The sequence below is a fragment of the Novosphingobium sp. FG137 genome (genome assembly GCF_057809735.1).
The window spans coordinates 460,076-483,555 of record NZ_JBMDKN010000001.1; the positions used below are offsets into that span (position 1 = coordinate 460,076).

Here is a 23,480-nt window from a genome sequence, read left to right on the forward strand (position 1 = left end):
GGGTTCTGCCATGCATCCGTATTTCCGGGCGGATCGTCGCCGGACCCTTCGGGCAATTCGCGCAGCGCAGTTGCAAAATAACATTCCTGCAGTCATGGGGGGATTCCGCGCAACTTTCGTTGTCCTCAGGACAGCGTGATTCGCGCTGGGCGTATCAACCGACGTCATTTGACCGAGTGCAGGGCGATTTAAGTGATGGGTTTTCCGCAGGTTCAGGGCCTTTACGATCCGCGTAACGAACACGACGCATGCGGCGTCGGCTTCGTCGCGCATATCAAAGGCATCAAAAGCCACGGAATTATCGAGCAAGCGCTTGAAATCCTGCGCAATCTCGATCACCGCGGCGCGGTTGGTGCCGATCCGCTGCTGGGCGATGGCGCGGGTATCCTGATCCAGATCCCCGATGCGCTGCTGCGCCGCTGGGCGGAAGGCGAAGGCAAGGACCTTCCCGCGCCCGGTGACTATGCCGTCGCGATGTGCTTCCTGCCCCAGGACGAGCCTGCGCGCGACTTCGTGATCGAGGTGTTCGAGCGGTTCATCGCCAAGGAAGGCCAGCACCTCGTCGGCTGGCGCGATGTGCCCACCACGCTCGATGGCCTCGGCAAGACCGTGATCGAACAGATGCCAGTGATGCGCCAGTGCATCATCCGCCGCGGTGAGAACTGCCCCGATCAGGACGCGTTCGAGCGCAAGCTGCTCGCCATCCGCAAGCAGACGCAGAACCCGCTCGCCGCCATGGCCGAAAAGCATGGGCTGCCGGGCGTGACTCAGCTCTACATGCCCAGCTTCTCGTCGCGCACCGTGGTCTACAAGGGCCTGCTGCTCGCCGATCAGGTCGGCTCGTTCTACGATGATCTGCGCGATCCGCTTTGCGTCTCGGCGCTCGGCCTCGTCCACCAGCGCTTCTCGACCAACACCTTCCCCAGCTGGAAGCTGGCGCACCCCTACCGGTTCATCGCCCACAACGGCGAGATCAACACCGTGCGCGGCAACGTCAACTGGATGAACGCGCGCCGCCGCACCATGGAGTCGGAGCTGCTCGGCCCCGATCTCGACAAGATGTGGCCGCTCATCCCGCATGGCCAGTCAGACACCGCCAGCCTCGACAACGCGCTCGAACTGCTGCTCGTGGGCGGCTACAGCCTCGCCCACGCGGTGATGATGCTGATCCCGGAGGCCTGGGCCGGCAATCCGCTGATGGATGCCAAGCGCCGTGCCTTCTATGAATACCACGCCGCACTGATGGAGCCGTGGGACGGCCCCGCCGCCGTCGCCTTCACCGATGGCCGCCAGATCGGCGCTACGCTTGATCGCAACGGTCTGCGCCCCGCGCGTTTCTCGATCACGCGCGATGATCTCGTCTGCATGGCCTCCGAAAGCGGCGTGCTGCCGTTCCGTGAGGAAGACATCGTGCGCAAGTGGCGGCTCCAGCCCGGTCGCATGCTGCTGATCGACCTCGAAGAAGGCCGCATCATCGAGGACGAGGAAATCAAGGCCCGCCTCGCCAGCGACGAACCCTATGAGGAGTGGCTTGCCGCCGCGCAGTACAAGCTCAAGGAGCTCGCCGTGGTCGAGCCCGAGGAAGGCGAACTGCCCGAGCCGACCTCGTCCTTGTTGGACCGCCAGCAGGCGTTCGGCTACACGCAGGAAGACATTTCCCGGTTCCTCGAACCGATGGCGACGACCGGCGATGATCCGCTGGGCTCGATGGGCACCGATACGCCCATCGCCGTCCTCTCGGACCGTTCGCGCCTGCTGTTCGATTACTTCAAGCAGAACTTCGCGCAGGTCACCAACCCGCCGATCGATCCGATCCGCGAGGAACTGGTCATGAGCCTTGTCTCGATGATCGGCCCGCGCCCGAACCTGCTCGGCCACGATGCCGGCACGCACAAGCGTCTGGAAGTCGATCAGCCGATCCTCACCAACGCCGATATTGCCAAGATCCGCTCGGTCGAAGCCGCACTCGACGGCGCCTTCCGCACCGAGACGATCGACACGACCTGGGACGCCAGGACCGGCGCCGCCGGCCTCGAAATGGCGATCAAGGAAATGTGCTGGGCCGCCACCGAAGCGGTGCTGGCAGACAAGAACATCCTCATCCTGTCCGACCGCGCGCAGGATGCGGGGCGCATCGCGATGCCCGCGCTGCTCGCCACCGCCGCCGTCCACCACCACCTCGTCCGCCAGGGCCTGCGCATGCAGACCGGCCTCGTCGTGGAAACCGGCGAAGCGCGCGAAGTACACCACTTCTGCGTGCTGGCGGGCTATGGCGCTGAAGCGATCAACCCCTATCTCGCGTTCGAGACGCTGGAATCGATTCGCGTTTCCCGCGAACTGCCGCTCTCGGCTTACGAGGTCGAAAAGAACTACATCAAGGCCATCGACAAGGGCATCCTCAAGGTCATGTCCAAGATGGGCATCTCGACCTACCAGTCCTATTGCGGCGCGCAGATCTTCGATGCGGTCGGCCTCAGCTCGGCCTTCATCGACAAGTACTTCACTGGCACCGCCACGATGATCGAAGGCGTGGGCCTCACCGAAATCGCCGAAGAGACGGTGCGCCGCCACGCGGTCGCCTATGGTGACAGCCCGGTCTACCGCAAGATGCTCGATGTCGGCGGCATGTACCAGCTGCGCCTGCGCGGCGAGGAACACGCGTGGACGGCGGAAAACGTCGCCGCCCTCCAGCACGCTGTGCGCGCCAATGTGCCCGAAAAGTACCGCGATTTCGCGCAGTCGATCAACGATCAGTCCGCCCGCATGCTCACAATTCGCGGCCTGCTCGATTTCAAGCCCGCGAACGATCCCGTGCCGCTGGAAGAGGTCGAATCCGCGAGCGATATCGTCAAGCGCTTCGCCACCGGCGCGATGTCGTTCGGCTCGATCAGCCGCGAGGCGCACACCACGCTGGCCGTCGCGATGAACCGCATCGGCGGCAAGTCCAACACCGGTGAAGGCGGCGAGGAGCCGGATCGCTTCGTCCCGCTGCCCAATGGCGATTCGATGCGCTCGGCGATCAAGCAGGTCGCCTCGGGCCGCTTCGGCGTCACCACCGAATACCTCGTCAATGCCGACGATATCCAGATCAAGATGGCCCAGGGCGCCAAGCCCGGCGAAGGCGGCCAGCTGCCGGGTGACAAGGTCGACAAGGTGATCGGCAAGACCCGCCACTCAACGCCCGGTGTCGGCCTGATCTCGCCGCCGCCGCACCACGATATCTATTCGATCGAGGATCTCGCCCAGCTGATCCACGACCTCAAGAACGTGAACGGCAAGGCGCGCGTCTCGGTCAAGCTCGTCTCCGAAGTCGGGGTCGGCACGGTCGCGGCGGGTGTCTCGAAGTGCAAGGCGGACCACGTCACCATCTCGGGCTACGAAGGCGGCACCGGCGCTTCGCCGCTCACTTCGCTGACGCACGCGGGCAGCCCGTGGGAAATCGGCCTTGCTGAAACCCAGCAGACCCTGCTGCTCAACAACCTGCGCAGCCGCATCGCGGTGCAGGCCGATGGCGGCCTGCGTACCGGGCGCGACGTTGCGGTCGCCGCGCTCCTCGGCGCGGACGAGTTCGGCTTTGCCACCGCCCCGCTCATCGCGGCCGGCTGCATCATGATGCGCAAATGCCACCTCAACACCTGCCCGGTCGGCGTCGCGACGCAGGACCCGGTGCTGCGCGCGCGCTTCACCGGCCAGCCCGAGCATGTGATCAACTACTTCTTCTTCGTCGCGGAAGAGCTGCGCGCCATCATGGCCGAACTCGGCTTCCGCACCGTCGGCGAAATGGTGGGCCGCGTCGATTGCCTCGATACCCGCGCCGCGATCACGCACTGGAAGGCGCGCGGCATCGATCTGTCGCGCCTCCTCCACCGCGTCGAACCCGCAGCCGGCACCACGCTCGGCTGGAGCGGCACGCAGGACCACGGTCTCGACGCCGCGCTCGACAACACGCTGATCGCCGCCGCTCAGCCCGCGCTGGAACGCGGCGAGGCGGTGCGCATCGAAAGCAAGGTGCGCAACGTCAACCGCACCGTCGGCGCCATGCTCTCGGGCGAAGTGGCCAAGCGCCACGGCCATCGCGGCCTGCCCTCCGGCACGATCCATGTCACGCTCTCCGGGGTTGCGGGTCAGTCGTTCGGCGCGTTCCTCGCCCACGGCGTCACGCTCGATCTCACCGGCGATGCCAACGACTATGTCGGCAAGGGCCTCTCCGGCGGCCGCGTCATCGTCCGCCCGCCTTCGCATGTGGACCGCGCCGCGAACGAGAACATCATCGTCGGCAACACTGTGCTCTACGGCGCCATCGCGGGTGAGGCCTACTTCAACGGCGTCGCCGGTGAACGCTTCGCGGTGCGCAATTCGGGCGCCGTCGCGGTGGTCGAAGGCACCGGCGATCATGGCTGCGAATACATGACCGGCGGTGTGGTCGTCGTGCTCGGCAACACGGGGCGCAACTTCGCCGCGGGCATGTCGGGCGGTGTCGCCTATGTCTATGATCCGGAAGGCCGTTTCGCCCCGCTGTGCAATCCGGCAATGGTCGATCTCACCCCCGTCTCGGCCGAGCGCGACGAGGATGAAGGCACCGGCAGGCCCCAGCAACGCGGCGTGGACGTCACCGACTTCGGCATGGGCGATATGCTCCGCCACGATGCAGAACGCCTGCGCATTCTCGTCGAGCGCCACCACCTCCACACCGGCAGCAAGCACGCCCGCGCGCTGCTTGATAACTGGGCGGAGGCGCTGCCGCACTTCGTCAAGGTCATGCCGCGCGACTATGCCCGCGCGCTGCGCCAGCTCGAAGCCGAGCGCGCCGCAGCCGCCAGCGTCGCCGCAGAATAAGTCAAGGTATCAAGAACATGGGCAAGGCAACCGGCTTCCTCGAAATCGATCGCAAGGATCGTTCCTACGACGCACCGCAGGAGCGTCTGAAGCACTACCGCGAGTTCGTCATCCCGCATGACGACAGCACGCTCAAGGGCCAGGCGGCGCGCTGCATGAACTGCGGCATTCCGTATTGTCACAACGGCTGCCCGGTGAACAATCAGATCCCGGACTGGAACCACCTCGTCTACGAGAACGACTGGCGCACCGCGCTCGACAATCTCCACTCGACCAACAACTTCCCGGAGTTCACCGGCCGCATCTGCCCCGCCCCGTGCGAGGCCGCCTGCACGCTCAACCTCGTCGACCAGCCCGTCACCATCAAGTCGATCGAATGCTCGATCGTCGACAAGGGCTGGAAGGAAGGCTGGATCGAACCGCAGGTGCCCGCGCACAAGACGGGCAAGACTGTCGCCGTCGTCGGCTCCGGCCCCGCAGGCCTTGCCTGCGCGCAGCAGCTCGCGCGCGCCGGGCACTCGGTCACCGTGTTCGAAAAGTCTGACCGCGTCGGCGGCCTGCTCCGCTACGGCATCCCCGATTTCAAGCTCGAAAAGCACCTCATCAACCGCCGCCTTGTGCAGATGATGGCCGAAGGCGTCGAGTTCCGCACCTCGGTCGAAGTCGGCGTCACCGTCTCGGTCGCCAGCCTGCTCGAAAACTTCGACAAGGTCGTCCTCGCCGGCGGCGCCGAAGATCCGCGCCCCATCGGCATCCCCGGCTTCGAACTCCCCGGCGTGCGCTACGCCATGGAATTCCTCACCCAGCAGAACAAGCGCGTCGCCGGAGACGATGAAATCCGCGCCGCCCCGCGCGGCTCGCTCCTCGCCACCGGCAAGCACGTCGTCGTGATCGGCGGCGGCGATACCGGCTCGGACTGTGTCGGCACCTCGAACCGCCAGGGCGCGCTCTCGGTCACCCAGCTCGAAATCATGCCGCGGCCGCCCGAGAAAGAGGACAAGGCGCTGACCTGGCCCAACTGGCCGCTCAAGCTGCGCACTTCCTCCAGCCACGAAGAAGGCGTCGAACGCGAATTCGCCGTCCTCACCAAGCGCGTGCTCGGTGAAAACGACGTCTCCGGCCTCGAATGCGTCCGCGTTGAATGGAAGAACGGCAAGATGGAAGAAGTGCCCGATAGCACCTTCGTCATCCCCGCCGATCTCATCTTCCTCGCCATGGGCTTCACCGGCCCGCGCAAGCAGGGCCTGCTCGAACAGTCCGGCGTCAAACTCGATGCGCGCGGCAACGTGAAGGCCAACACCGCCGACTACCACACCAGCCACGAACGCATCTTCACCTGCGGTGATATGCGCCGCGGCCAGAGCCTCGTCGTCTGGGCCATCCGCGAAGGCCGCCAATGCGCCCGCGCCGTGGACGAAGCCCTGATGGGCGTGACCGAACTCCCGCGCTGACCCATTGATCCTCCCCATTTTTCCCCTGAGCTTGTCGAAGGGACAAATGGGGAGGTGGCAGCCCGCAGGGCTGACGGAGGGGTAATTCAACCTCCGTTGGGCAAGGGCCATCGCCCCTGCATCCCATCACCCTGTCAGCGCCATCCCCACGCCAACCACACCGCATTCCCGCCTGCGCGCCGCAGCTTGTCCGCCATTCCGCAGCCTGTTTTTGCCATGACAGCCCGCGCCGGGACTGATAATCAAGCCACACATTACTAACGGGTTCGCGCAACATCGTCGGTCATCCAGCGGCTCCGGCTCCACGGAGCGCTCGCTGTTTGCGCCAAGCGGGAGCTCGTTCGCCATGCCAGACCTTCGTCTCGACACTTACCCGCAAGACATGAAGGCGCTCGCGCTGCTCGTGACCGATGCCAGCACGGTGCCCGGCGGTCACCGGGTGCAACGTGTGGCCTCCACCGCAATGGTCGATATCAATGTCGTCGCCACTGGCGCGGCGCAGATCACGATGCTGGTCAAGGAATCAGGCCTCTATTGCAAGGGGTTCCGCAACGGCAACGGAACCTTCTACTTCAAGGACGAGAACAACGGCGCCAACGAACTTCGCTTCGGGTGCAGCTATGTCGGCAGCAACAGCTTGGGCATCTTTACCGATGGGGGCACCGACATCGCCAAGAAACCGCGCGCGAAAAAGGACATCGTCCAATCGGTGACCACCCTCGCCGCCTTCGCGGGCGGCAACGACCTGCACCTCAAGGAACATCTGGCAACGATGGTCTTCTGCGTGTCGGAAGCGATCCGCTTCACGATCGTCTATGATCGCATCGTCGAGGTGTGCAAAGGCAACGGCGCCACCTTCAACTTCCGCGATCTGCGCGCCTACGTCCAGAACTGGTCGGAACTGTCGAGCGGTGGACGCGTAGCCGGCACGACGCCCAACAAGGTCTTCACGTCACACGGTTGATGAAAGCCGCTCCGCTCCGGGCGCGCGTCCTGATCGGTTTGCGGATCATGAAAGTGGAGCCTCCGGCGGGCAAGGGCCATCGCCCTACACGTTGCGCCAGCGTCCTTTGTTCTCGGCCTTATGCGGATCACGCGAGGTTGCGAGCAGCATGCTGCCAGCCCGCGTTCAAGCCACTCCGCCAGCCACCCGCCGCGCCCGCCATGCCGCGATCCGCACCCCCAGCGCCGCGAGTAGCAGCGGCACCACTGTCAGGCCCAGCGAGCGCAGTTCGGGTTCAGCCAGCATCGAGGCGTAGCCGGCAAGGTAGTAGAGGAACACGATCTGCACGCCCGCCGTGTGCAGGCGGTGCCACCATTGGCCCAGTTGCTTCATCGAACCGGGGTTCGATGAGAAGGCCATCAGATAGATGAAGACATAGCCCACGATCCCGGCAGCAGGCTGTGGTGGGCTGCCGGGTTGGGCGATATAGTTGAATACGGCGGCCAGATGCACCGTGTGCGTCAGCGCGAAGCTGAGGCCGAGCGAGCGGCGATTGCGGCTGAGCCATGCCGTCCAGGTCCCGGGCCACAGGCGGTGGAGCGAGGAGGCGGTGTAGATCAGCAGCACCAGCGGCACGCCGACGCGCGCGGTGAACCGCACCATGTAGAGCGCGCGCTGCAGAGGATCGTGCCCCAGCCATTGGCCGAGCAGCACCGCCGCGGCACTGGCGGCAATCGCATAAAGAAACGGTTCGATCCGAAGGCGCATGGCGGACCTTTCGAGCGGGAGCGGATGAGGCGGGTATCGAATCAGTCCAGATAATCTCTAAAACCGTCTATATAGACTGTACAGGGAATCAGCCAGCCTTTTCCCACCGGCGTTGATCCCGCCGTGCTCGCAGCTATGGTGCGCACCCAGGTAAGGAACGATCATGGCAGATAGCCCCAAGCGGAAAGGCCCCGGCGCGCGGCGCGAAGCCGTGCTCGATGCGGCGGAGGCGCTGGTGCTCGATACCGGGGCGGCGCACCTCACCATGGATGCGGTTGCGGCGCGCGCCGGGGTGAGCAAGGGCGGGGTGCTGCATCACTTCCCCACCAAGCGGCACCTGATCGAGGCGATGCTGGACCGGCTGCTGGCGGTGTTCGAGGCGGATTCGGTCGTGGTCGAGCGCATTGCGGGCCCCGGCCTCAAGGCCCAGATTCACGGGTGGATTCGTCTGGCAGAAACGCCCGATCCCAAGGTCGAAGGCATGGCTGCCGCGCTGCTTTCCGCAGCGGCGAACGAGCCTGAGCTGCTTTCGCCCTTCGGCGGCATGATGCAGCAGCGCCTAGCCCAGCATCGCGCCCACCCGGAATATGCACTGGCCCTCGCGGTCCGCACCGCGCTCGATGGCTACTGGCTGTGCAATGCCCTGCGCATGGGGCCCTTCACGCCGGCGGACCACACCGCATTCTTCGCGATGCTCCACACCCTTGCGGACGGGATCGGGGACTGACCGGGGAACGAATAACAGACGCGCGCGTCAGATATAAACCGCTGTCCTACAGGTAGGCACCTGCGGCATGGTCCTCGGATGGTCATGCCCATGCCTCGGTTATCCAACGATTCCCGCACCTTCCGGCGCAGAGGGGCGGGTCTGCCGGGGGCTCGTGAGTTTTCGCTCAGGACTGTGTCAACCGTGTCAACTTGCGGGCAAAATCACCCCGAACAGGTCGTGCGCGTCGGCATCCTCCACCAGCACTTCGGCGAAGTCTCCGGCCTTCAGATCGGCGGGCACGTTGCGCAGGTAGACGGCGCCGTCGATCTCCGGCGCGTCGGCCTGGCTGCGGGCGGTGGCGCCCACGTCGCCGTCTTCGTCGGGGTCGCCAACTTCGTCGATGATCACGCGCACGGTGCGGCCAACTTTGGCGGCGAGCTTGGCGGCGCTGATAGCTTCGGTTTTCGCCATGATCCGGGCGTAGCGTTCTTCCTTGACCTCCTCCGGCACGGGATCGGGCAGGTCGTTGGCGGCGGCGCCCGCCACGGGTTCGAAGCGGAACGCGCCGACGCGGTCGAGCTGCGCTTCGTCGAGCCAGTCGAGCAGGTACTGGAAGTCCGCCTCGGTCTCACCGGGGAAGCCGACGACGAAGCTGGAGCGGATGGTGATGTCCGGGCAGATCGCGCGCCATGCTTTCAGGCGTTCGAGCGCCTTGGCCTCGTTGGCGGGGCGCTTCATGCGTTTGAGAACGCTGGGGCTGGCGTGCTGGAACGGGATGTCGAGGTAGGGCGTGAGCAGCCCTTCGGCCATCAGCGGGATGACGGCATCGACGTGGGGGTAGGGGTAGACATAGTGGAGGCGCACCCACGGCGTGTGACCGTCCGGCGTGCGCAGCTGGCCAAGTTCGCGGGCGAGGTCGGTCATGTGGGTGCGGACCTCGCGCCCCTTCCACTGCCGCGTCTCATGCCGCACATCGACGCCGTAGGCCGAAGTGTCCTGGCTGATGACGAGCAGTTCGCGCGTGCCGGCGGCCACCAGCTTCTCGGCTTCGCGCAGCACGGCATCGATGCGGCGGCTGGCGAGTTTGCCGCGCAGGCTCGGGATGATGCAGAAGGCGCAGGCGTGGTTGCAGCCCTCGGAAATTTTCAGATAGCTGTAGTGGCGCGGGGTGAGCTTGACGTCGCCCGGATCGGCCTGCGGGATCAGGTCCACATAAGGGCTGATCGAAGGCGGCGCGGCTTCGTGGACGGCTTCGACCACGGCTTCGTACTGGTGCGCGCCCGTCACGGCGAGGACGCTGGGGAAGCGCGCGCGGATGGCTTCGGCTTCGTTGCCCATGCACCCGGTCACGATCACGCGGCCGTTCTCGGCGATGGCTTCGCCGATCGCGGCGAGGCTTTCCTCCTTTGCCGAATCGAGGAACCCGCAGGTGTTGACCAGCACCACATCCGCCCCGGCATAGTCCGCGCTCATGGCATAGCCATCGGCGCGCAGGCGGGTGAGGATGCGTTCGCTGTCGACGAGCGCCTTGGGGCAGCCGAGGCTGACCATGCCGACTTTGGGGGCGTCCGGAAGGATGATGGGTGTGGTGGCCATGGCGGGGGCGCTTACGCGATATTTGGCGGCGCGTCACGGGTCCGCGCACTTTCCCCATTTCCCGCTCACCCTGAGCTTGTCGAAGGGTGTAGGACGCGGCGCTGCAGCCAAGGAGAATGCAATGGGTCCGGTAAACTGGGTGGCGGTGGTTGCGGCGGCACTGGCCGCGCTCGTCTTTGGGCTCATCTGGCACGGCCCGGCGGCGCGGCGGCCAGCGCAGGTGGTGCTGGCGGGCGCGCTGCTGCTGCTGACGGCCTCCATGATGGGGCACATGTTCGCGCGGGTCGGCGCAGCGACTTTGGCGGTGAAGCCGTGGCTCTATTTCATGATGTCGGGCGGGCTGGCGCTCGCCTTCGTGGCGCCCGCGCTGGCGATTGGCGAGGCGCGGGCCGGGGCTTCGGCGGGAAAAGTGGTCCGGGGCGCGGCGTTCTGGATCGCCAGCTACCTGCTGATGGGCCTCGTGTTCTTTCTGTTCAAAGCCTGATCGGAAGATACAGCGCCGGGTTGCGCGGGGACGTGCCCTTGCGCAGTTCGAAGTGAAGGCCGGGGCGCTTGGCCTCGCCGCTCTTGCCGATGCGGGCGATGATCTGGCGGGCCTTGACCGTCTGGCCTTCCTTGACGCGGACCTGCCCGAGGTAGGCATAGGCAGTGACCCAGCTGCCGCCGTGGTCGATCAGGATCAGCTGGCCGAAGCGCTCGGGTTCGGTCCCGGCGAAGACAACCTTGCCGGCGGCAGCGGCGTGGACGGTCATCCCCGCGAAGGCGGCGAGGTCGATGCCGTTGTTGGGCAGGCCCTTGACCGGGGCGCCGAACTTCGCGGTGACCGCGCCGGAGGTGGGCCAGGCGAGGCGCGGAGCGCCGGCCTCGCGGCTGGCAGGCGGCGGTGCGGGTTTGCGGGCCGGGGCGGAGGGCGGGTTGGCGCGCCGGGGCGTGCTATCCGTAGCGGGCCGCTTGAGCACTTGCCCGACGCGCAGGATATAGGGCGCGCGCAGATGGTTGGCGGCGGCGAGCGCTTCTATGCTGACGCCCATGCGCTGCGCGATCACGCTGAAGCTGTCACCCGCCCGGACGGTGTAGGGCCCCGCGCTATCGAGCAGGTTTTCGGGCTGGGCTTGTGCGGAAGGGCTTGCTGCCAGAAGCAGCAGTGCCGCCGCAACCAGCCGGAGCCGCGCCATCAGCCGAGCGCGACGAGGCGGGTCACGCCGCCCATGTAGGGCTTGAGCACCTCGGGCACCTCGACCGTGCCATCGCCCTGCTGGTAGTTTTCCAGCACCGCGACGAGCGTGCGACCGACGGCAAGGCCCGAACCGTTGAGCGTGTGGACGAACCTAGGGCCAATCATCATATTGTCCCCAGCTGGCCGATAGCGCGCGTTCATGCGCCGGGCCTGGAAATCGCCGCAGTTGGAACAGGAGCTGATTTCCCGGAACGCCCCCTGCCCGGGCAGCCAGACTTCGAGATCATAAGTCTTGCGCGCGGTGAAGCCCATGTCGCCCGCGCAGAGCAGCATCTTGCGGTAGGGGAGATCGAGCGCCTGCAGGATCGATTCCGCCGCTTCGGTCATGCGTTCGTGCTCGGCGTCCGAATCCTCGGGCCGCGCGATAGAGACGAGCTCGACCTTCTCGAACTGGTGCTGCCGGATGAACCCGCGCGTATCACGCCCCGCCGCGCCAGCTTCGGAGCGGAAGCAAGGGGTGAGCGCGGTGAGGCGCAAGGGGAGGGCGCTATCGGCGAGGATCTGGCCGAGGACAGAGTTGGTGAGGCTGACTTCGGCCGTGGGGATCAGCCAGCGGCCATCGGTCGTCTTGAACAAGTCCTCGGAAAACTTGGGAAGCTGGCCGGTTCCGAAGGCAGCTTCGTCCTTCACCATGAGCGGCGGGTTGCACTCGGTGTAGCCGTTCTCGCCGGTCTGCCGATCGAGCATGAACTGGGCGAGCGCGCGGTGGAGGCGGGCCATCTGGCCGCGCAGGAAGCTGAAGCGTGCGCCTGCGATCAGCGCCCCGGTCTCGAAATCGAGGCCGAGCGGCGGGCCGAGATCGGCGTGTTCCTTCGGCTGAAACTCGAAGCTGCGCGCCGTGCCCCAGCGGCTGACTTCGACGTTGCCGGCTTCATCCTCACCTTCCGGAACATCATCGGCGGGGAGATTGGGGTGGGCTGCAAGCGCGGCGTTGAGCTCGGCGGTGAGACGGCGCTCGTCTTCTTCCAGCGCGGGGAGCGCGGTCTTGAGTTCGGCGACTTCAGCCTTGAGCGCTTCCGCCGCGTCCTTGTCGCCCTTGCCCATGGCGGCGCCGATGGCCTTCGACGCCTCGTTGCGGCGGGCCTGCGCTTCCTGCATCCGCGTGGCGACATCGCGCCGTGCGGTATCGAGCGCGAGGATCGCTGCCGACTGGGGGGCAACGCCGCGGCGGGCGAGGGCGGTGTCGAACCCGGCGGGGTTCTCGCGGATCAGGCGGATGTCATGCATGGTCCGGGCGCTATGCCGTCTGCCAGCGCCCGGAGCAAGTGTGTGGCGATCAGGTGTGCAGGCCGAGCGCGCTGTAGAGCGGGCACACGCCGGCAAAGGCGGTCACGATCGGCACGATGGCCACAAGCGCGATCAGGGGGTGGCCGAGGATCAGGCTGAACACGATGATCATGGCGGCGAGCAGCAGACGGATCACTTGGTCGACATCACCGACATTGCTCTGGAACATGGGTCAGGTCCTCCACTTGGCTTGGTGTGGAGGGCTTATGCCTGCCCGAGAGGGGGCGGACATTGATGCGGATCAAAGGGGGTGGCTTCTCAATCCATCCCTTCGTCATTGCGAGCGTAGCGAAGCAATCCAGAGCGGAAGCGCATCACCGCTCTGGATTGCTTCGTCGCTGCGCTCCTCGCAATGACGAAGGGTGGGCCTTGGGCTTTACAGCGCCCGATATTGCGGATGGCCGCCTTGCAGCACTTCGAGGATCGGCAGCGGGAAGGCCGCGTTTGGATCGAACACCGGTTGATCGGGGATTGGGTGCGACCAATCGAGCACGTAATCGCGGCGTGATATCCGCCATTCGCTGCCGCGCTTTTCAAAGGCATCGAGGTAGCGCCCGCCGTAGAGTGTGCCGGCGTAAGTGCCGTCTTCGCCCTGCCGTGCCCCGGCGGTAAGGCCGTAGGTTTCGACTTCGGCGTGGGCGGCGCTGGTGAAGCGGATCGCGGGGGTATTGAGGAAGTGCCAGCGCCGCGCGCTGCGGCGTTCGATGGCCATGACGACGGGGAGGAAATCGGCTGCGCTGCCCTTGAAGAAGCCGTAGTCGATGGCAGCGTCGGGCCAGAAGCAGCTCGCCTGCCCCTCATCATCGAGCCAGTCTAGCGTGCGCGAATAGCGTGCGAGGACGTCGGCGATGGCATCCTTGGCGAGGAGCTCGTCGAGCGACGTCGCAGCGCTCATGCGCGGCCGCTCCACCATGCGGGAATGGTGATCGGGAAACGTTCCTGGGCGGTCTTGAGGTCGGCGTCGGCATCGGCGGGGAGCGGCGCATCGATCGTGGCGGGGAGGCCGCCGCCGGAGCCCTTGACCGGATCGACATATTCGAGGCGGATGTCTTCAAGCACGGCGGCGAAATCGTGGCCTTCATGGTGCGGCGACATTTGGTGGCGATAGAAGGCCACCTTGTCATCGAACGAGAGCAGGCAATAGTAGAGGTTTGGCGCCTCGCCCTTCCAGTATTCGTAGCGCTTCACGCCGGTTTCGGTGCTCCACGTCTGGTGGATCATGTCGGCCATGATCTCTTCCCATTGGGCTTCCGAGCCGGGCTTGATCTTGATGTGCGCGAGAAGGGTGGTCATTGGACGGGCTCCCTTTGGAAAGTGCAGTGAAGCGCAAGCGTGCCGAGCATGATGCCCGGCTGGTGCAGGAAAGTGTTGCCGGGGGCGTAGTCGAGGCTCGCGAGGCGGTCGCACAGGCGGTTCCAGGCGATCGTCTGTTCGAGCCGCGAGAGGCCGGTGCCGGGGCAGACGCGCGGGCCGGCCGAGAAGGCGAGGTGGCGGGTGACGGCAGCGCGGTCGAGCTTGAGGTCGAGCGGGTCGTCGAATTCGTCGGGATCGATGTTGGCGGCGCCCCAGCGCAGGTGGAGCGTTGAGCCGGCCGGAACCTCGACACCCTGGAAGACCTCGTCCTGCGAAGTGATGCGGGTGGAGAGGCCCTGCGTGGGGGAGCGCAGGCGCATGCCTTCCTCGGTGAAGGGACGGATAAGTCCGCGGTCGGCCTTGAGCTTTGCGAAGAGGCCGGGGCGCTCGATCAGCAGCTGGGCTTGCTCGACGAGGGCGTACTGCGTGGTCTCCAGTCCGCCGATGACCATCGCGTAGACGATGCCGTCGATCTCGTCGTCGGTCAGCTTGCGATCCAACGCCTCGTAGTGGACCTGCGTGAGGTAGCTGATCATGTCCTCGCCCGGATTGGCGCGGCGGCGGCGGACGTGATCGCGGACGTAGTCGGAGAAACCGGCGAGCAGGCGGAACTTCTCGGCGCTCTGCTCGGGGGTGAGCACGTTGTTGTGTCCGCAGCCGTGGACATAGGACATGACTTGCGCGTTGCCCCAGATCTCGAGGTCCTTCACATCCTCCAGCGGGAAGCCGAGCACGCTGGCCATTGTGCGCTGGGGCAGGGGGCGGGCGAAATCGGCGACGAAATCAAATTGCTCGCCGCTTATCCATGCGTCGATCAGGGCATCGACATGGCCGGTGATCATCGCCTCGTGCCGCTTGGCGCCAGGGCCGACCCACGGATCGGTTAACTGCTGGCGGTGCGCGCGCCACAGTTCGGGATTGGGGCGTAGCGAGGCGATGGATTTCACCATTGCGTCGATATCGGGCATCGCGCGGACCGAGGCGGGATCGGCCTTGCGGGCCTCGAGCAGCAGCGAGAGCGTGGGCGGATAGCGATCCCAATCGCGCACGACGCGGGCGATATCCTCGTATTTCGAGAGGATAAAGGCGTCGCGGTCCGGAGCCAGTCCCTCGCCGGGGAGGCGCAGCACCGGGGCCTCGGCATGGAGGATTGCATAGGCCTCATACCAGTGCTCGGCAGCGCCGGGGGAGAACAGATCGACATCCGCCAGCGCGCGCGGACACGCCATCGGGCTCAGTTCGTGATTGACGTGGCGCATGGCCTCTCTCCCCTGGCTCTATTCAAATCGCCAGTTGTTGTTGGGGGGATGGTGCATGACCAATGCGGGGTCTGCCATGCTCACTTTTGCCAAGACCACCAGATGGCAGCGCTGGACGGAAGGGACTGCACCATGACCCGCGTCGCCAAGATTGCCCCGGAGGATTGGGATCCGCGCCTGCGCGCCGCGCTGAAGCCGGAAGACCGGACCGAGATCGAGCAGGGGATGATCCGTTTCCTCGCCCATTGTCCCGATCAGGTGCTGGGCATGATGCAGTTTGCCGGAGCGCTGAAAGTCCATCGCCAGCTGCCCGAGAAGCTGGTGGAACTGGTGCGGCTGCGTGTCGCCTTCTTCAACCAGTGCCGCAGCTGCATGGCGATCCGGTATACCGATGCGCTGGAAGACGGCGTGACCGAGGACCTCGTCTGCTCGCTGGAGCGGCCGCAGGAAGCGGAGAACCTGACCCCGGCGGAGAAGGCGGCGATCCGCTTTGGCGAGGCGATGGCGACCGACCATCTGCGCATCGATGAGGCGATGTATGCCGATCTGCGCAAGCATTTCAGCGAGTCGGAGATTGTCGAACTCGGCATGACCTGCGCGTTTTTCGTCGGTTTCGGGCGGCTCGCGGCGACACTGCACATGGTGGAGGAACTGCCCGATGCGTTCCGTCAGGAGGGCGTGGTTGCGCCCTGGGGCGAGGAACGGGTGGTTGTGCGATGAGTGATGGTGCGGACGAGCTGGGGATCAACCTGTTCGACCCTGCGGTGCAGCAGTGCCCCTATGACGCTTATCGCACGCTGAGGGATCAGGCCCCGGCCTATCGCCAGCCGGGCACCAACATGTATGTGGTGACGCGCTACGAGGACGTGCGGCGGGTGCTGCTCGATTCCGAGACGTTCCCGAGCAGCCCCAAGAGCATCGGGCTGCAGACGCTCTCCGCCAATGTCGAGCGGCAGAAGAAAGTGGTGGCGCGGTTTCAGGAGCGCGGCTGGCTGCCCGAGCCGACGCTGAGCGGGCGCGATGATCCGAACCACAAGCAGATGCGCGCGATGTTCAACGAGGCGTTCAAGCCGAGCCGGATCAAGGAGATCGATCCGCTGGTGGAAACGCTCGCCTATGAACTGATCGATGGCTTCGTGGCGGATGGGCGCTGCGAATGGGTCAGCCAGTTCTGCGTGCCGCTGCCGCTCTACATCATCGGCGAGCAGATGGGCGCAAAACGCGAGGACATGTGGAAGATCAAGCGCTGGACCGACGCCTTCTTCAAGCGCATCTCGATGATGCTGCCCGAAGAAGACGAAATCGAGATGGTCGACCGCGAGATCGAGGCGCAGCACTATTTCCAGCCGATCTTCGAGCGGCTGCGCGACAAGCCTGATGACTCGCTGATCAGCGTGCTGGTCAACACCGTGATCGAGGGCTGGGGGCGGCCGCTGAGCGACAACGAGCTGCATGCCGAGATGATGGCGGATACCTTCGTCGGCGGCAGCGAGACGACGACCAACGCGCTCGCGGCTGGGATGAAGCTGCTGATCGAGAACAAGGACGTCTGGCGCAAGCTGAAGTCCGATCCCGAGCGCTACATGAAGACCTTCGTCGAGGAAGTGGTGCGGCTGGAATCGCCGGTGCAGAGCCTGATGCGGTTCTGCGCGAAGGACACCGAGCTGGAAGGCACCGTGATCCCCAAGGGCGCGCTGGTGAACGTGCGCTTTGCCGCCGCGAACCGGGATGAGCGGGTGTTCGAATGCCCGGAGAAGCTCGATCTCGACCGGCCCAAGGCGGGCGCGCACATGGGCTTTGGTTCAGGCACGCACCACTGCCTCGGCGCGCCGCTCGCGCGGCGGGAGCTGGCGTGGGGCTTCCAGGCGGTGGTCGACCGGTTCGAGGATATGCATTTCGCTGACGGGGCGAACGACTTTTCGGTCCACCCGCACTTCTTGCTGCGCAGCCTGAAGGCGCTGCATATCGAGTTCGAGGTGAAGAAGCCTTAAGCTTCGCACAAAAAAGGGGGCTGGCGGTGTGTGCCGCCAGCCCCCTTTTTGCGTCTGCCGCTTACTTCGCGGCTTCGAACACCATCAGCGCATTGCCGGGTGCGTGGCTGTACATGCCGTAGCCCGAGTTCACGAAGACCTTGCCCTTCCACACGGCAGCGCCGGGGCCGCTCATCGAGCCGCCCTTGGCCGTCTGGTCGCCGATCGCGGTCATCGGCTGGGTGGTGTCGTATTGCCACAGGATCGCGCCGCTATCGGCATCATAGGCGCGCAGCATGCCATCGAGGTGGCCGCCGAATACGACGCCCGGAATGCTGGTGACGGCGGCGGAAATGCCCGGATCGCAGAACTTGCGGCCCTCGCAATTGTCCTTGGCTTTGGCCTGCCAGATCACATTGCCGGTAGCGGCATCGAGAGCGTGGAGGCCCGCGCCGCGGATCGCGGGATCATAGAGGCGTGCGTCGCCGGTATCGGCCATGTCGTTGATGGGGACGAATACGCGGTTGCCCTCTGCCGACATGCCGAAGTGGACGCCGCCCTGCGTGCCGCCGTGGCCAAGCCGGGTCATCCATTTGACCTTGCCGCTATCGGGATCGAGACCCCAGGCCTGGCCCGACTTCTGGCCGATGACGAGCATCTTGGCGCCGGTACCGGTATCGATGAGAAGCGGCGAGGCGGCGACGTCGTAGTCAGGCCCACCTTCCTTGGGGCACGAACCGAGGCCCATCATGCAGCCGACGTTCCAGGCGTCACCGAGGGTGAGCTGGGTATGCCAGACGCGCGCGCCGGTGCGGGCATCGACCGCGAAGATCGCGTCGGAGCCATCATCGGCGGGGGTGGAATAGTTCTCGCCCGAGCCGAAGTAGACGCGGTTGGTGGCAGCGTCATAGGTCGGGCTGTTCCATACGGGTGCGCCGGAGGGGCCGAGGATCTGGGTGCCGTCTACGGTCTTGCCCTGCGGCACCGGCTGCCCGGCGGTGTAGGCGCGCCATTTTTCAGCGCCTGTTTCCGGATCGACCGCTACGACCGAGCCGCGGAACGTGCAGCACGGGTAGGCCGGGTTGCCGGCCTGCACGACCTCAAGCGAAGATACCGGCACATAGAGCAGCCCGCCGCCCAAGGTGGGCGTGCCGGTGATCGTGGCATCGGCATGATCGCTCATCTTGCTGGCCCAGAGCTCCTTGCCGGTCATGGCATCGAGCGCGTGGACCTTGCCGAGCAGATCACCAAAATAGAGCCGCTTGGTCGAAGCTTCGGTCACGATCGCGGTGCGCACTTCGGCGCTGAGGCGCGTGGTCCATCTGGTGCAGCCGGTGTCCGGATCGAAGGCATAGACGGTGCCGTCCTGGCTGCCGACGAAGAGCGTTCCCCAACCTATCGTGGGCTGCGAGCGGATGTGGGTCGCGGCCGGATAGGCGAAGGCCCACTTGAGTTTGAGCTTCGGCACATCGGCCTTGGCGAGCCCGGCGATCCCGGCGGGGATGAAGCGGCGGTTGTCATGCCCCCAGCCGATATCGGCCGGCACGTCCGTCATGTCGAACCTGGCGGCGGCGCCCTTGCAGCGCGGCGGCGGGGCGGGGCGCTGGTAGGAGGCGTAGGGCGTGCGGGTGAGATACTCGGCGACCTGGATCTTTTCCGCCGGGGTGAGGCTCGCGGCCTGCTGGCGCATCACGCCGCTGGTCATTGCGGTGACGATAGCATCGGGCGCAAGCATCGCGAGGAAGCCGGGCGAGGGCGCCTTGGGCACGCCGCCGAGATGGCACATCGCGCAGGCCCGTTCGAAGATCGGGCGGCCCGGTGCGGTTTCGGGATTGATCGAGGGGCCAGCGCGGGAATTCATGTCTTCGGTCGACTTGATCCGTTGGGGCGTGGCCGCGTTGAGGCCAGCGGCGAGTGCCAGCGCAGCGAGGCCGGACAGGACCGCAATGCGGCTGGATTTGAACAGCATGGTGTGAGACCCCAATCTCAATCGAGCGAACGGTAGAACGAAAGCTTCATGTCTTCGGCAAGGCAGGCGAGGACGGGCGGCACCAGCCGGTCGTGGAAATCGATGTGCATGTGCGTCTCGAACGCCGCATCGTCGCGGAAGGTGGCGACACACTGGAACAGGTCCGGGTCTTCTTCTGATTGGAACAGTTCGTAGACCAGCGCGCCCGGTTCGTGCTCGAACACCAGCTTCTTGAGCTCGGTCTGGAGCGCGATCAGCTCATCCCGTTTTTCCGGCTTGGTGCGCAGCTGCGCGATGAAGCTCTTTGCAGTCATGGTGTCAGTCAGCCTTGGGCAGCGGGTTCGAGATCGTAGAGCAGTTCGCGCGTGTAGGAGCCGTCCATGCAGGCGATCATCCGCTCGATCAGCGGTTGGTTGTGGGGGTACGCCCCGTGGGCCTTGTCCGCTTCCTCATCGGTGAAGCGTTCGTAGACCGCGAACATGCCCGGCTCCGCAAGCCGGTAGAACTGATAGGAGAGGGTGCCTGGCTCACCGGGGGCGAGCGCTTCCATCTCTTTGGCGAGCGCGATGAATTCGGCTTCCTTGTCGGCGCGGATGCGGAAGCGGGAAAGGAAGGAAAAGGCCATTGGGGGTCCTTCGGGGTTCAGGCCTTGCGGGCCTGTTCATAGGAAATCCAGCTGGGCAGCCGCTCGGGGTAGTCGGCCAGCTTCGGCTCGGCATAGGCGTGGTTGCGATCAGGCCGGGCGAGGATGCCGGGGTAGGCTTCCACCGGCACGTAGTAGAGAAAGCCGATCACGCGCTCGGCAAACTTCCAGCCTGCGGGCGTCTTGCGGTAGCGATCATCGTAGCGGATCGAGGCGACCATCATCCGGCCATGACGCATCAATTCGGCATGGCCGGCGACGCGGCCGGTGGCGGTCTCGTCGTCCACGAAATCGATCTGGATATCGTGCATCACGTGGTGGCCGGGGCCGAGCACGGCGAAGCGGCCATCGAACTGCGCCATGATCGCATCGGGCCCGGCCGCGTGCATCACCCCGTCGTGCGAGCGCAGCACGGCATCATCGGCAAACAGCGCGCGTACCGCATCGGTGCGGCGATCATCGATATCGAAGCTGTAGCGCGCGACGAGTTGGCGGATCTGCGATTCGGCTTCCAGCCGCGCGATACGCTTTTCCAGATCGGCCCCTGGGCTCGCCTCAAGATCAGGCATGCGGCTGTGCTTTCTCTCCCGCAGACCGCTTCGCGCGGCCCTGCTTTGTGATCATGATACCGGGCCTTGGCCTGAAAACAATCATGAATGTTTGGAGGCTGCCGCCGCCCACATATCTGATCCGAGGATTGCAGCCTGGGCGCGGCGGGTCGGCGCAGATGCGCCGTTTGCTGGGCTGGACGCGGGGGCATTCGCGAGGTGCGGGGCAAATCGCGCTGGTGCTCCCGAAGGGCATCCCGCCTCTTTAAAAAAACATACATGTCTGCTTGCAAAATACGCCCCGGAGTCTATCCTTGAGCCCACACCGCACACGAATGCGGGGCATGAGGAGATGGGGATGGCACTGAGGGACCTTCGCTGGTCGGCGGCATTTGGCGCAATGGCTGCAGCGATGCTGGCAACGCCAGCTCTGGCAAATGATGAGGCTCAGGCGGCGCAGCTGCAAGCAGGCCAGGCGCAGTCCAGCGCCGATGACATGGCAAGCGATCGACTGGGCGAAATCGTGGTGACGGCAACGCGGCGCAGTTCGAACCTGCAGCGCACCCCGGTCGCGGTCTCTGCGGTCGATGCCAACCTGATCCGCCAGTCGAGCCCGCGCGATATCGGTGATCTCGCCGCCTTCGTGCCGAACTTCTCGGCGAACACGATCACCAACTTCAATGCCGCCTCGTTCGCGATGCGCGGTGTCGGCCAGACCTCGATCATCGTTTACTTCGAGCCGCCGGTCGCGGTCCTCGTGGACGACTTCGTGGTGCCTTCGGTGCAGACCCAGCTTCTCGACACGTTCGACATTGCGCAAGTGGAAGTCCTGCGCGGTCCGCAGGGCACGCTGTTCGGCAAGAACACCACCGGCGGCGCGGTGACGGTGCGCACCAAGCGTCCCGAGCTCGGTGTCGTTGGCGTCGACGGCCGCGTCGAGATCGGCTCGTTCGGCTCGAAGCGCCTGCAACTCGCTGCCAACGTGCCGATCTTCGACAACATGGCGCTGCGCATTGTGGCCGGTGCCGAGAAGTCGGACGGATATTACAAGAACGGCGCCTGCTACGGCCCGGTCGGCGGTCTGCCGACGAGCAATTTCTTCGGCCAGACGGGCTGCCTTGATGGCAAGTCCGCCGGCGGCAAGGATGTGGTCAACCTGCGCGGCAAGCTGCTGTGGGAGCCGACCAGCCGCCTGCACATCCTCGCGCAGTATGAATGGCTGCGCGACCGTTCGCAGACGGTACCCTCGGTCAACGAGAACTACCTGTACAAGGGTACGGGCGGCTTCGCCACCGACGCGCTTGGTACGATCCGCCAGAACCCGGCCAGCAGCGATCCGCTCGACAATGCGGCCGTGACCTATCGTCAGGACGGCCTGATCAAGATGAAGAATGGCCAGCGGATTTCCGTGGACGGCTTCTATCTGAATGCCGACTACGATCTCGATTTCGGCAAGTTGACTTCGGTTACCGGCTGGCGCCGCCAGCTTTCGCGCATTCCGAACTCCTATGCCGGCGCTGCGCCGATCGGAAAGGATGGCACGCCGCTGTCGTTCTTCGATGCGACGCGTGACGACAATCGCAAGACCTTCCAGCAGGAACTGCGCTTTGCCACCAACACCGGCACTGCATTCGATGCGGTGATCGGCGGGTTCTACCAGCGTGAGACGGTGGATTTCTGCGTTGCGCAGATCCTCGGCTTCCTCGATCTGACCGCAGGGCCGCTGCCCTTCGGCAACTGGAACGACACGCCCTACATCCTGTGCAACGCGCAGCGCTCCAATTCCAAGGCGGTCTTCGCCGAGGGCACCTACAAGATCACGCCCGAACTCTCGCTGACCGGCGGCATGCGCTATACTTGGGAAAACAAGACCTGGTATGGCCGCAACCAGGCGTTCATCCCGCAGCTTGGCGGTGGTTTCGATCCCACGATCAAGATCAACGAGGCGCTGGATGCGAGCGTGTTCAAGTTCCCGGCCAATGTGGTGACGGTGAACAACAAGTCGAACAAGCCGACCTGGCGCATCACGCTTGGCTATCAGGCAACGCCGGATATCTACGCCTATGCGAACTACTCGCGCGGCTTCAAGAGCGGCGGGTTCAACGACCAGATCGGCGGCTTCGCGGCCTTCGCGACCGACCTTGACGCCTTCCGTGAAGCGGCGCGCGCCACGCGCCCGGAAACGGCGGATTCGTTCGAAGCTGGCATCAAGACCGAGCTGTGGGATCACCGCCTGCGCTTCAACCTCACCGGCTTCTACGTGAAGTACAAGGATCTGCAGAAGCAGCTCAACGTGCCGATCGTGGTCAATGGCAACCCGAACCAGGTCACGCTGTTCGTCAACGCGGCGAGCGCCACGGTCAAGGGCATCGAGGCGGAAGCGACCGCACGCCTGTTCAAGGGCTTCACCCTGCGCGGCGTGCTCGGCTACCAGAACGGCAAGTACAACCAGTACACCGCCGCCGGCGCTGGCTACAACCTCGCCGACGCACCGCTGGACCGCGCGCCGGAATGGCAGTGGACGATCGACGGTGCCTATGAAGTGCCGCTCGGTTCGAACTACAAGATCATCGCCAACGCTTCGGCGGCCTATACGGCGAAGAACCTCAACACACAGTCGATCACCGATATCGACGGCAACACCTTCCTTAACGCGCGTACGCTGGTGAACGCCTCGCTCACGCTCTCGCAGATCGACGACAAGTACTACGTCAAGGCCATCGGCCGGAACCTGACGGACGAGCGCTACCGGATCGCCTCGCAGAACGTGGCGGGCCTGTGGCTCAATTCCAACTTCGGCGCGCCGCGCTACTTCGGCGTCGAAGTCGGCGTGAAGTTCCGCGGTCCCTGAGCAGGGAACATGCGGCAAGACTGAAAAGCCTGCGGGCCGTCGTGTGGGGAAACCCGATGG

20 protein-coding genes are annotated in these 23,480 nt (G+C 65.3%); 8 read left to right on the forward strand and 12 right to left on the reverse strand.

The features are described 5' to 3' along the window. Window positions 1-195 precede the first annotated feature (195 nt). The 3 genes from gltB (at window position 196) to ACODS2_RS02055 (ending at window position 7,251) form a co-directional block, all read left to right on the forward strand. On the forward strand, window positions 196-4,836 hold the full coding sequence (gltB, locus tag ACODS2_RS02045; RefSeq protein WP_488997357.1) for a glutamate synthase large subunit: 4,641 nt from the start codon (window positions 196-198) through the stop codon (window positions 4,834-4,836). A gap of 17 nt (window positions 4,837-4,853) precedes the next feature. Continuing rightward, the gene (locus ACODS2_RS02050; RefSeq protein WP_488997358.1) at window positions 4,854-6,287 is read left to right on the forward strand and encodes a glutamate synthase subunit beta; all 1,434 of its coding nucleotides are present in this window, start codon (window positions 4,854-4,856) and stop codon (window positions 6,285-6,287) included. A 346-nt stretch (window positions 6,288-6,633) separates the two neighbouring features. Continuing rightward, the gene (locus ACODS2_RS02055; RefSeq protein ID WP_488997359.1) at window positions 6,634-7,251 is read left to right on the forward strand and encodes a ribosome-inactivating family protein; all 618 of its coding nucleotides are present in this window, start codon (window positions 6,634-6,636) and stop codon (window positions 7,249-7,251) included. A gap of 165 nt (window positions 7,252-7,416) precedes the next feature. Here the strand turns inward: ACODS2_RS02055 and ACODS2_RS02060 are convergent, their stop codons facing one another. After that, window positions 7,417-7,998, reverse strand: coding sequence for a hypothetical protein (locus ACODS2_RS02060; RefSeq protein WP_488997360.1), 582 nt, complete (start codon window positions 7,996-7,998; stop codon window positions 7,417-7,419). 163 nt (window positions 7,999-8,161) lie between these two features. On the opposite strand from ACODS2_RS02060, the gene ACODS2_RS02065 reads away from it, so the two are divergent. Then, the gene (locus tag ACODS2_RS02065; protein WP_488997361.1) at window positions 8,162-8,725 is read left to right on the forward strand and encodes a TetR/AcrR family transcriptional regulator; all 564 of its coding nucleotides are present in this window, start codon (window positions 8,162-8,164) and stop codon (window positions 8,723-8,725) included. Window positions 8,726-8,911: 186 nt separating this feature from the next. On the opposite strand, the gene rimO is transcribed toward ACODS2_RS02065, so the two are convergent. Continuing rightward, window positions 8,912-10,303 carry a 30S ribosomal protein S12 methylthiotransferase RimO gene (gene rimO / locus ACODS2_RS02070; RefSeq protein WP_488997362.1) on the reverse strand — a complete coding sequence of 464 codons (1,392 nt, stop codon included), beginning with the start codon at window positions 10,301-10,303 and terminating at the stop codon, window positions 8,912-8,914. A 121-nt stretch (window positions 10,304-10,424) separates the two neighbouring features. Between rimO and ACODS2_RS02075 the strand changes: the two genes are divergently transcribed. Beyond that, window positions 10,425-10,787, forward strand: a complete 363-nt coding sequence (locus ACODS2_RS02075) for a DUF1761 domain-containing protein (protein ID WP_298172682.1) — start codon at window positions 10,425-10,427, stop codon at window positions 10,785-10,787. Here ACODS2_RS02075 and ACODS2_RS02080 read toward each other — a convergent pair. The 6 genes from ACODS2_RS02080 to ACODS2_RS02105 all read right to left on the reverse strand — a co-directional run bounded on the left by ACODS2_RS02080 (window position 10,777) and on the right by ACODS2_RS02105 (window position 15,439). Then, window positions 10,777-11,478 carry a peptidoglycan DD-metalloendopeptidase family protein gene (locus ACODS2_RS02080; RefSeq protein WP_488997363.1) on the reverse strand — a complete coding sequence of 234 codons (702 nt, stop codon included), beginning with the start codon at window positions 11,476-11,478 and terminating at the stop codon, window positions 10,777-10,779. The genes ACODS2_RS02075 and ACODS2_RS02080 overlap by 11 nt on opposite strands. Further along, entirely contained in the window at window positions 11,478-12,767 is a 1,290-nt protein-coding gene (serS, locus tag ACODS2_RS02085) for a serine--tRNA ligase (protein ID WP_488997364.1), read from the reverse strand. The genes ACODS2_RS02080 and serS overlap by 1 nt, the downstream gene beginning before the upstream one ends. A gap of 49 nt (window positions 12,768-12,816) precedes the next feature. Continuing rightward, window positions 12,817-12,996 carry a YgaP family membrane protein gene (locus tag ACODS2_RS02090; protein ID WP_298172673.1) on the reverse strand — a complete coding sequence of 60 codons (180 nt, stop codon included), beginning with the start codon at window positions 12,994-12,996 and terminating at the stop codon, window positions 12,817-12,819. A 207-nt stretch (window positions 12,997-13,203) separates the two neighbouring features. Next, on the reverse strand, window positions 13,204-13,722 hold the full coding sequence (locus tag ACODS2_RS02095) for a nuclear transport factor 2 family protein (RefSeq protein ID WP_298172669.1): 519 nt from the start codon (window positions 13,720-13,722) through the stop codon (window positions 13,204-13,206). Next, window positions 13,719-14,120 carry a putative quinol monooxygenase gene (locus tag ACODS2_RS02100; RefSeq protein ID WP_298172666.1) on the reverse strand — a complete coding sequence of 134 codons (402 nt, stop codon included), beginning with the start codon at window positions 14,118-14,120 and terminating at the stop codon, window positions 13,719-13,721. The genes ACODS2_RS02095 and ACODS2_RS02100 overlap by 4 nt, the downstream gene beginning before the upstream one ends. After that, window positions 14,117-15,439: a cytochrome P450 gene (locus ACODS2_RS02105; protein ID WP_488997365.1), complete on the reverse strand. Its 1,323-nt coding sequence runs from the start codon at window positions 15,437-15,439 to the stop codon at window positions 14,117-14,119. The genes ACODS2_RS02100 and ACODS2_RS02105 overlap by 4 nt, the downstream gene beginning before the upstream one ends. 132 nt (window positions 15,440-15,571) lie before the next feature. Here ACODS2_RS02105 and ACODS2_RS02110 point away from each other — a divergent pair, with 132 nt between their 5' ends. Beyond that, a complete protein-coding gene (locus ACODS2_RS02110) occupies window positions 15,572-16,159 on the forward strand; it encodes a carboxymuconolactone decarboxylase family protein (RefSeq protein WP_488997366.1) in 588 nt (195 codons plus the stop codon). Continuing rightward, window positions 16,156-17,430, forward strand: a complete 1,275-nt coding sequence (locus tag ACODS2_RS02115; protein ID WP_488997367.1) for a cytochrome P450 — start codon at window positions 16,156-16,158, stop codon at window positions 17,428-17,430. The genes ACODS2_RS02110 and ACODS2_RS02115 overlap by 4 nt, the downstream gene beginning before the upstream one ends. A gap of 61 nt (window positions 17,431-17,491) precedes the next feature. Here ACODS2_RS02115 and ACODS2_RS02120 read toward each other — a convergent pair whose 3' ends face one another. The 4 genes from ACODS2_RS02120 to ACODS2_RS02135 are packed head-to-tail and all read right to left on the reverse strand — an operon-like array spanning window position 17,492 to window position 20,590. Then, the gene (locus ACODS2_RS02120) at window positions 17,492-19,378 is read right to left on the reverse strand and encodes an outer membrane protein assembly factor BamB family protein (RefSeq protein WP_488997368.1); all 1,887 of its coding nucleotides are present in this window, start codon (window positions 19,376-19,378) and stop codon (window positions 17,492-17,494) included. A gap of 17 nt (window positions 19,379-19,395) precedes the next feature. After that, a complete protein-coding gene (locus tag ACODS2_RS02125; RefSeq protein ID WP_298172648.1) occupies window positions 19,396-19,692 on the reverse strand; it encodes a putative quinol monooxygenase in 297 nt (98 codons plus the stop codon). A gap of 8 nt (window positions 19,693-19,700) precedes the next feature. After that, a complete protein-coding gene (locus ACODS2_RS02130) occupies window positions 19,701-20,003 on the reverse strand; it encodes a putative quinol monooxygenase (protein WP_488997369.1) in 303 nt (100 codons plus the stop codon). Between the two features lie 17 nt (window positions 20,004-20,020). After that, on the reverse strand, window positions 20,021-20,590 hold the full coding sequence (locus ACODS2_RS02135) for a nuclear transport factor 2 family protein (RefSeq protein ID WP_488997370.1): 570 nt from the start codon (window positions 20,588-20,590) through the stop codon (window positions 20,021-20,023). Window positions 20,591-20,927: 337 nt separating this feature from the next. Here ACODS2_RS02135 and ACODS2_RS02140 point away from each other — a divergent pair, with 337 nt between their 5' ends. Next, window positions 20,928-23,420, forward strand: coding sequence for a TonB-dependent receptor (locus ACODS2_RS02140; RefSeq protein WP_488997371.1), 2,493 nt, complete (start codon window positions 20,928-20,930; stop codon window positions 23,418-23,420). Window positions 23,421-23,480 lie beyond the last annotated feature (60 nt).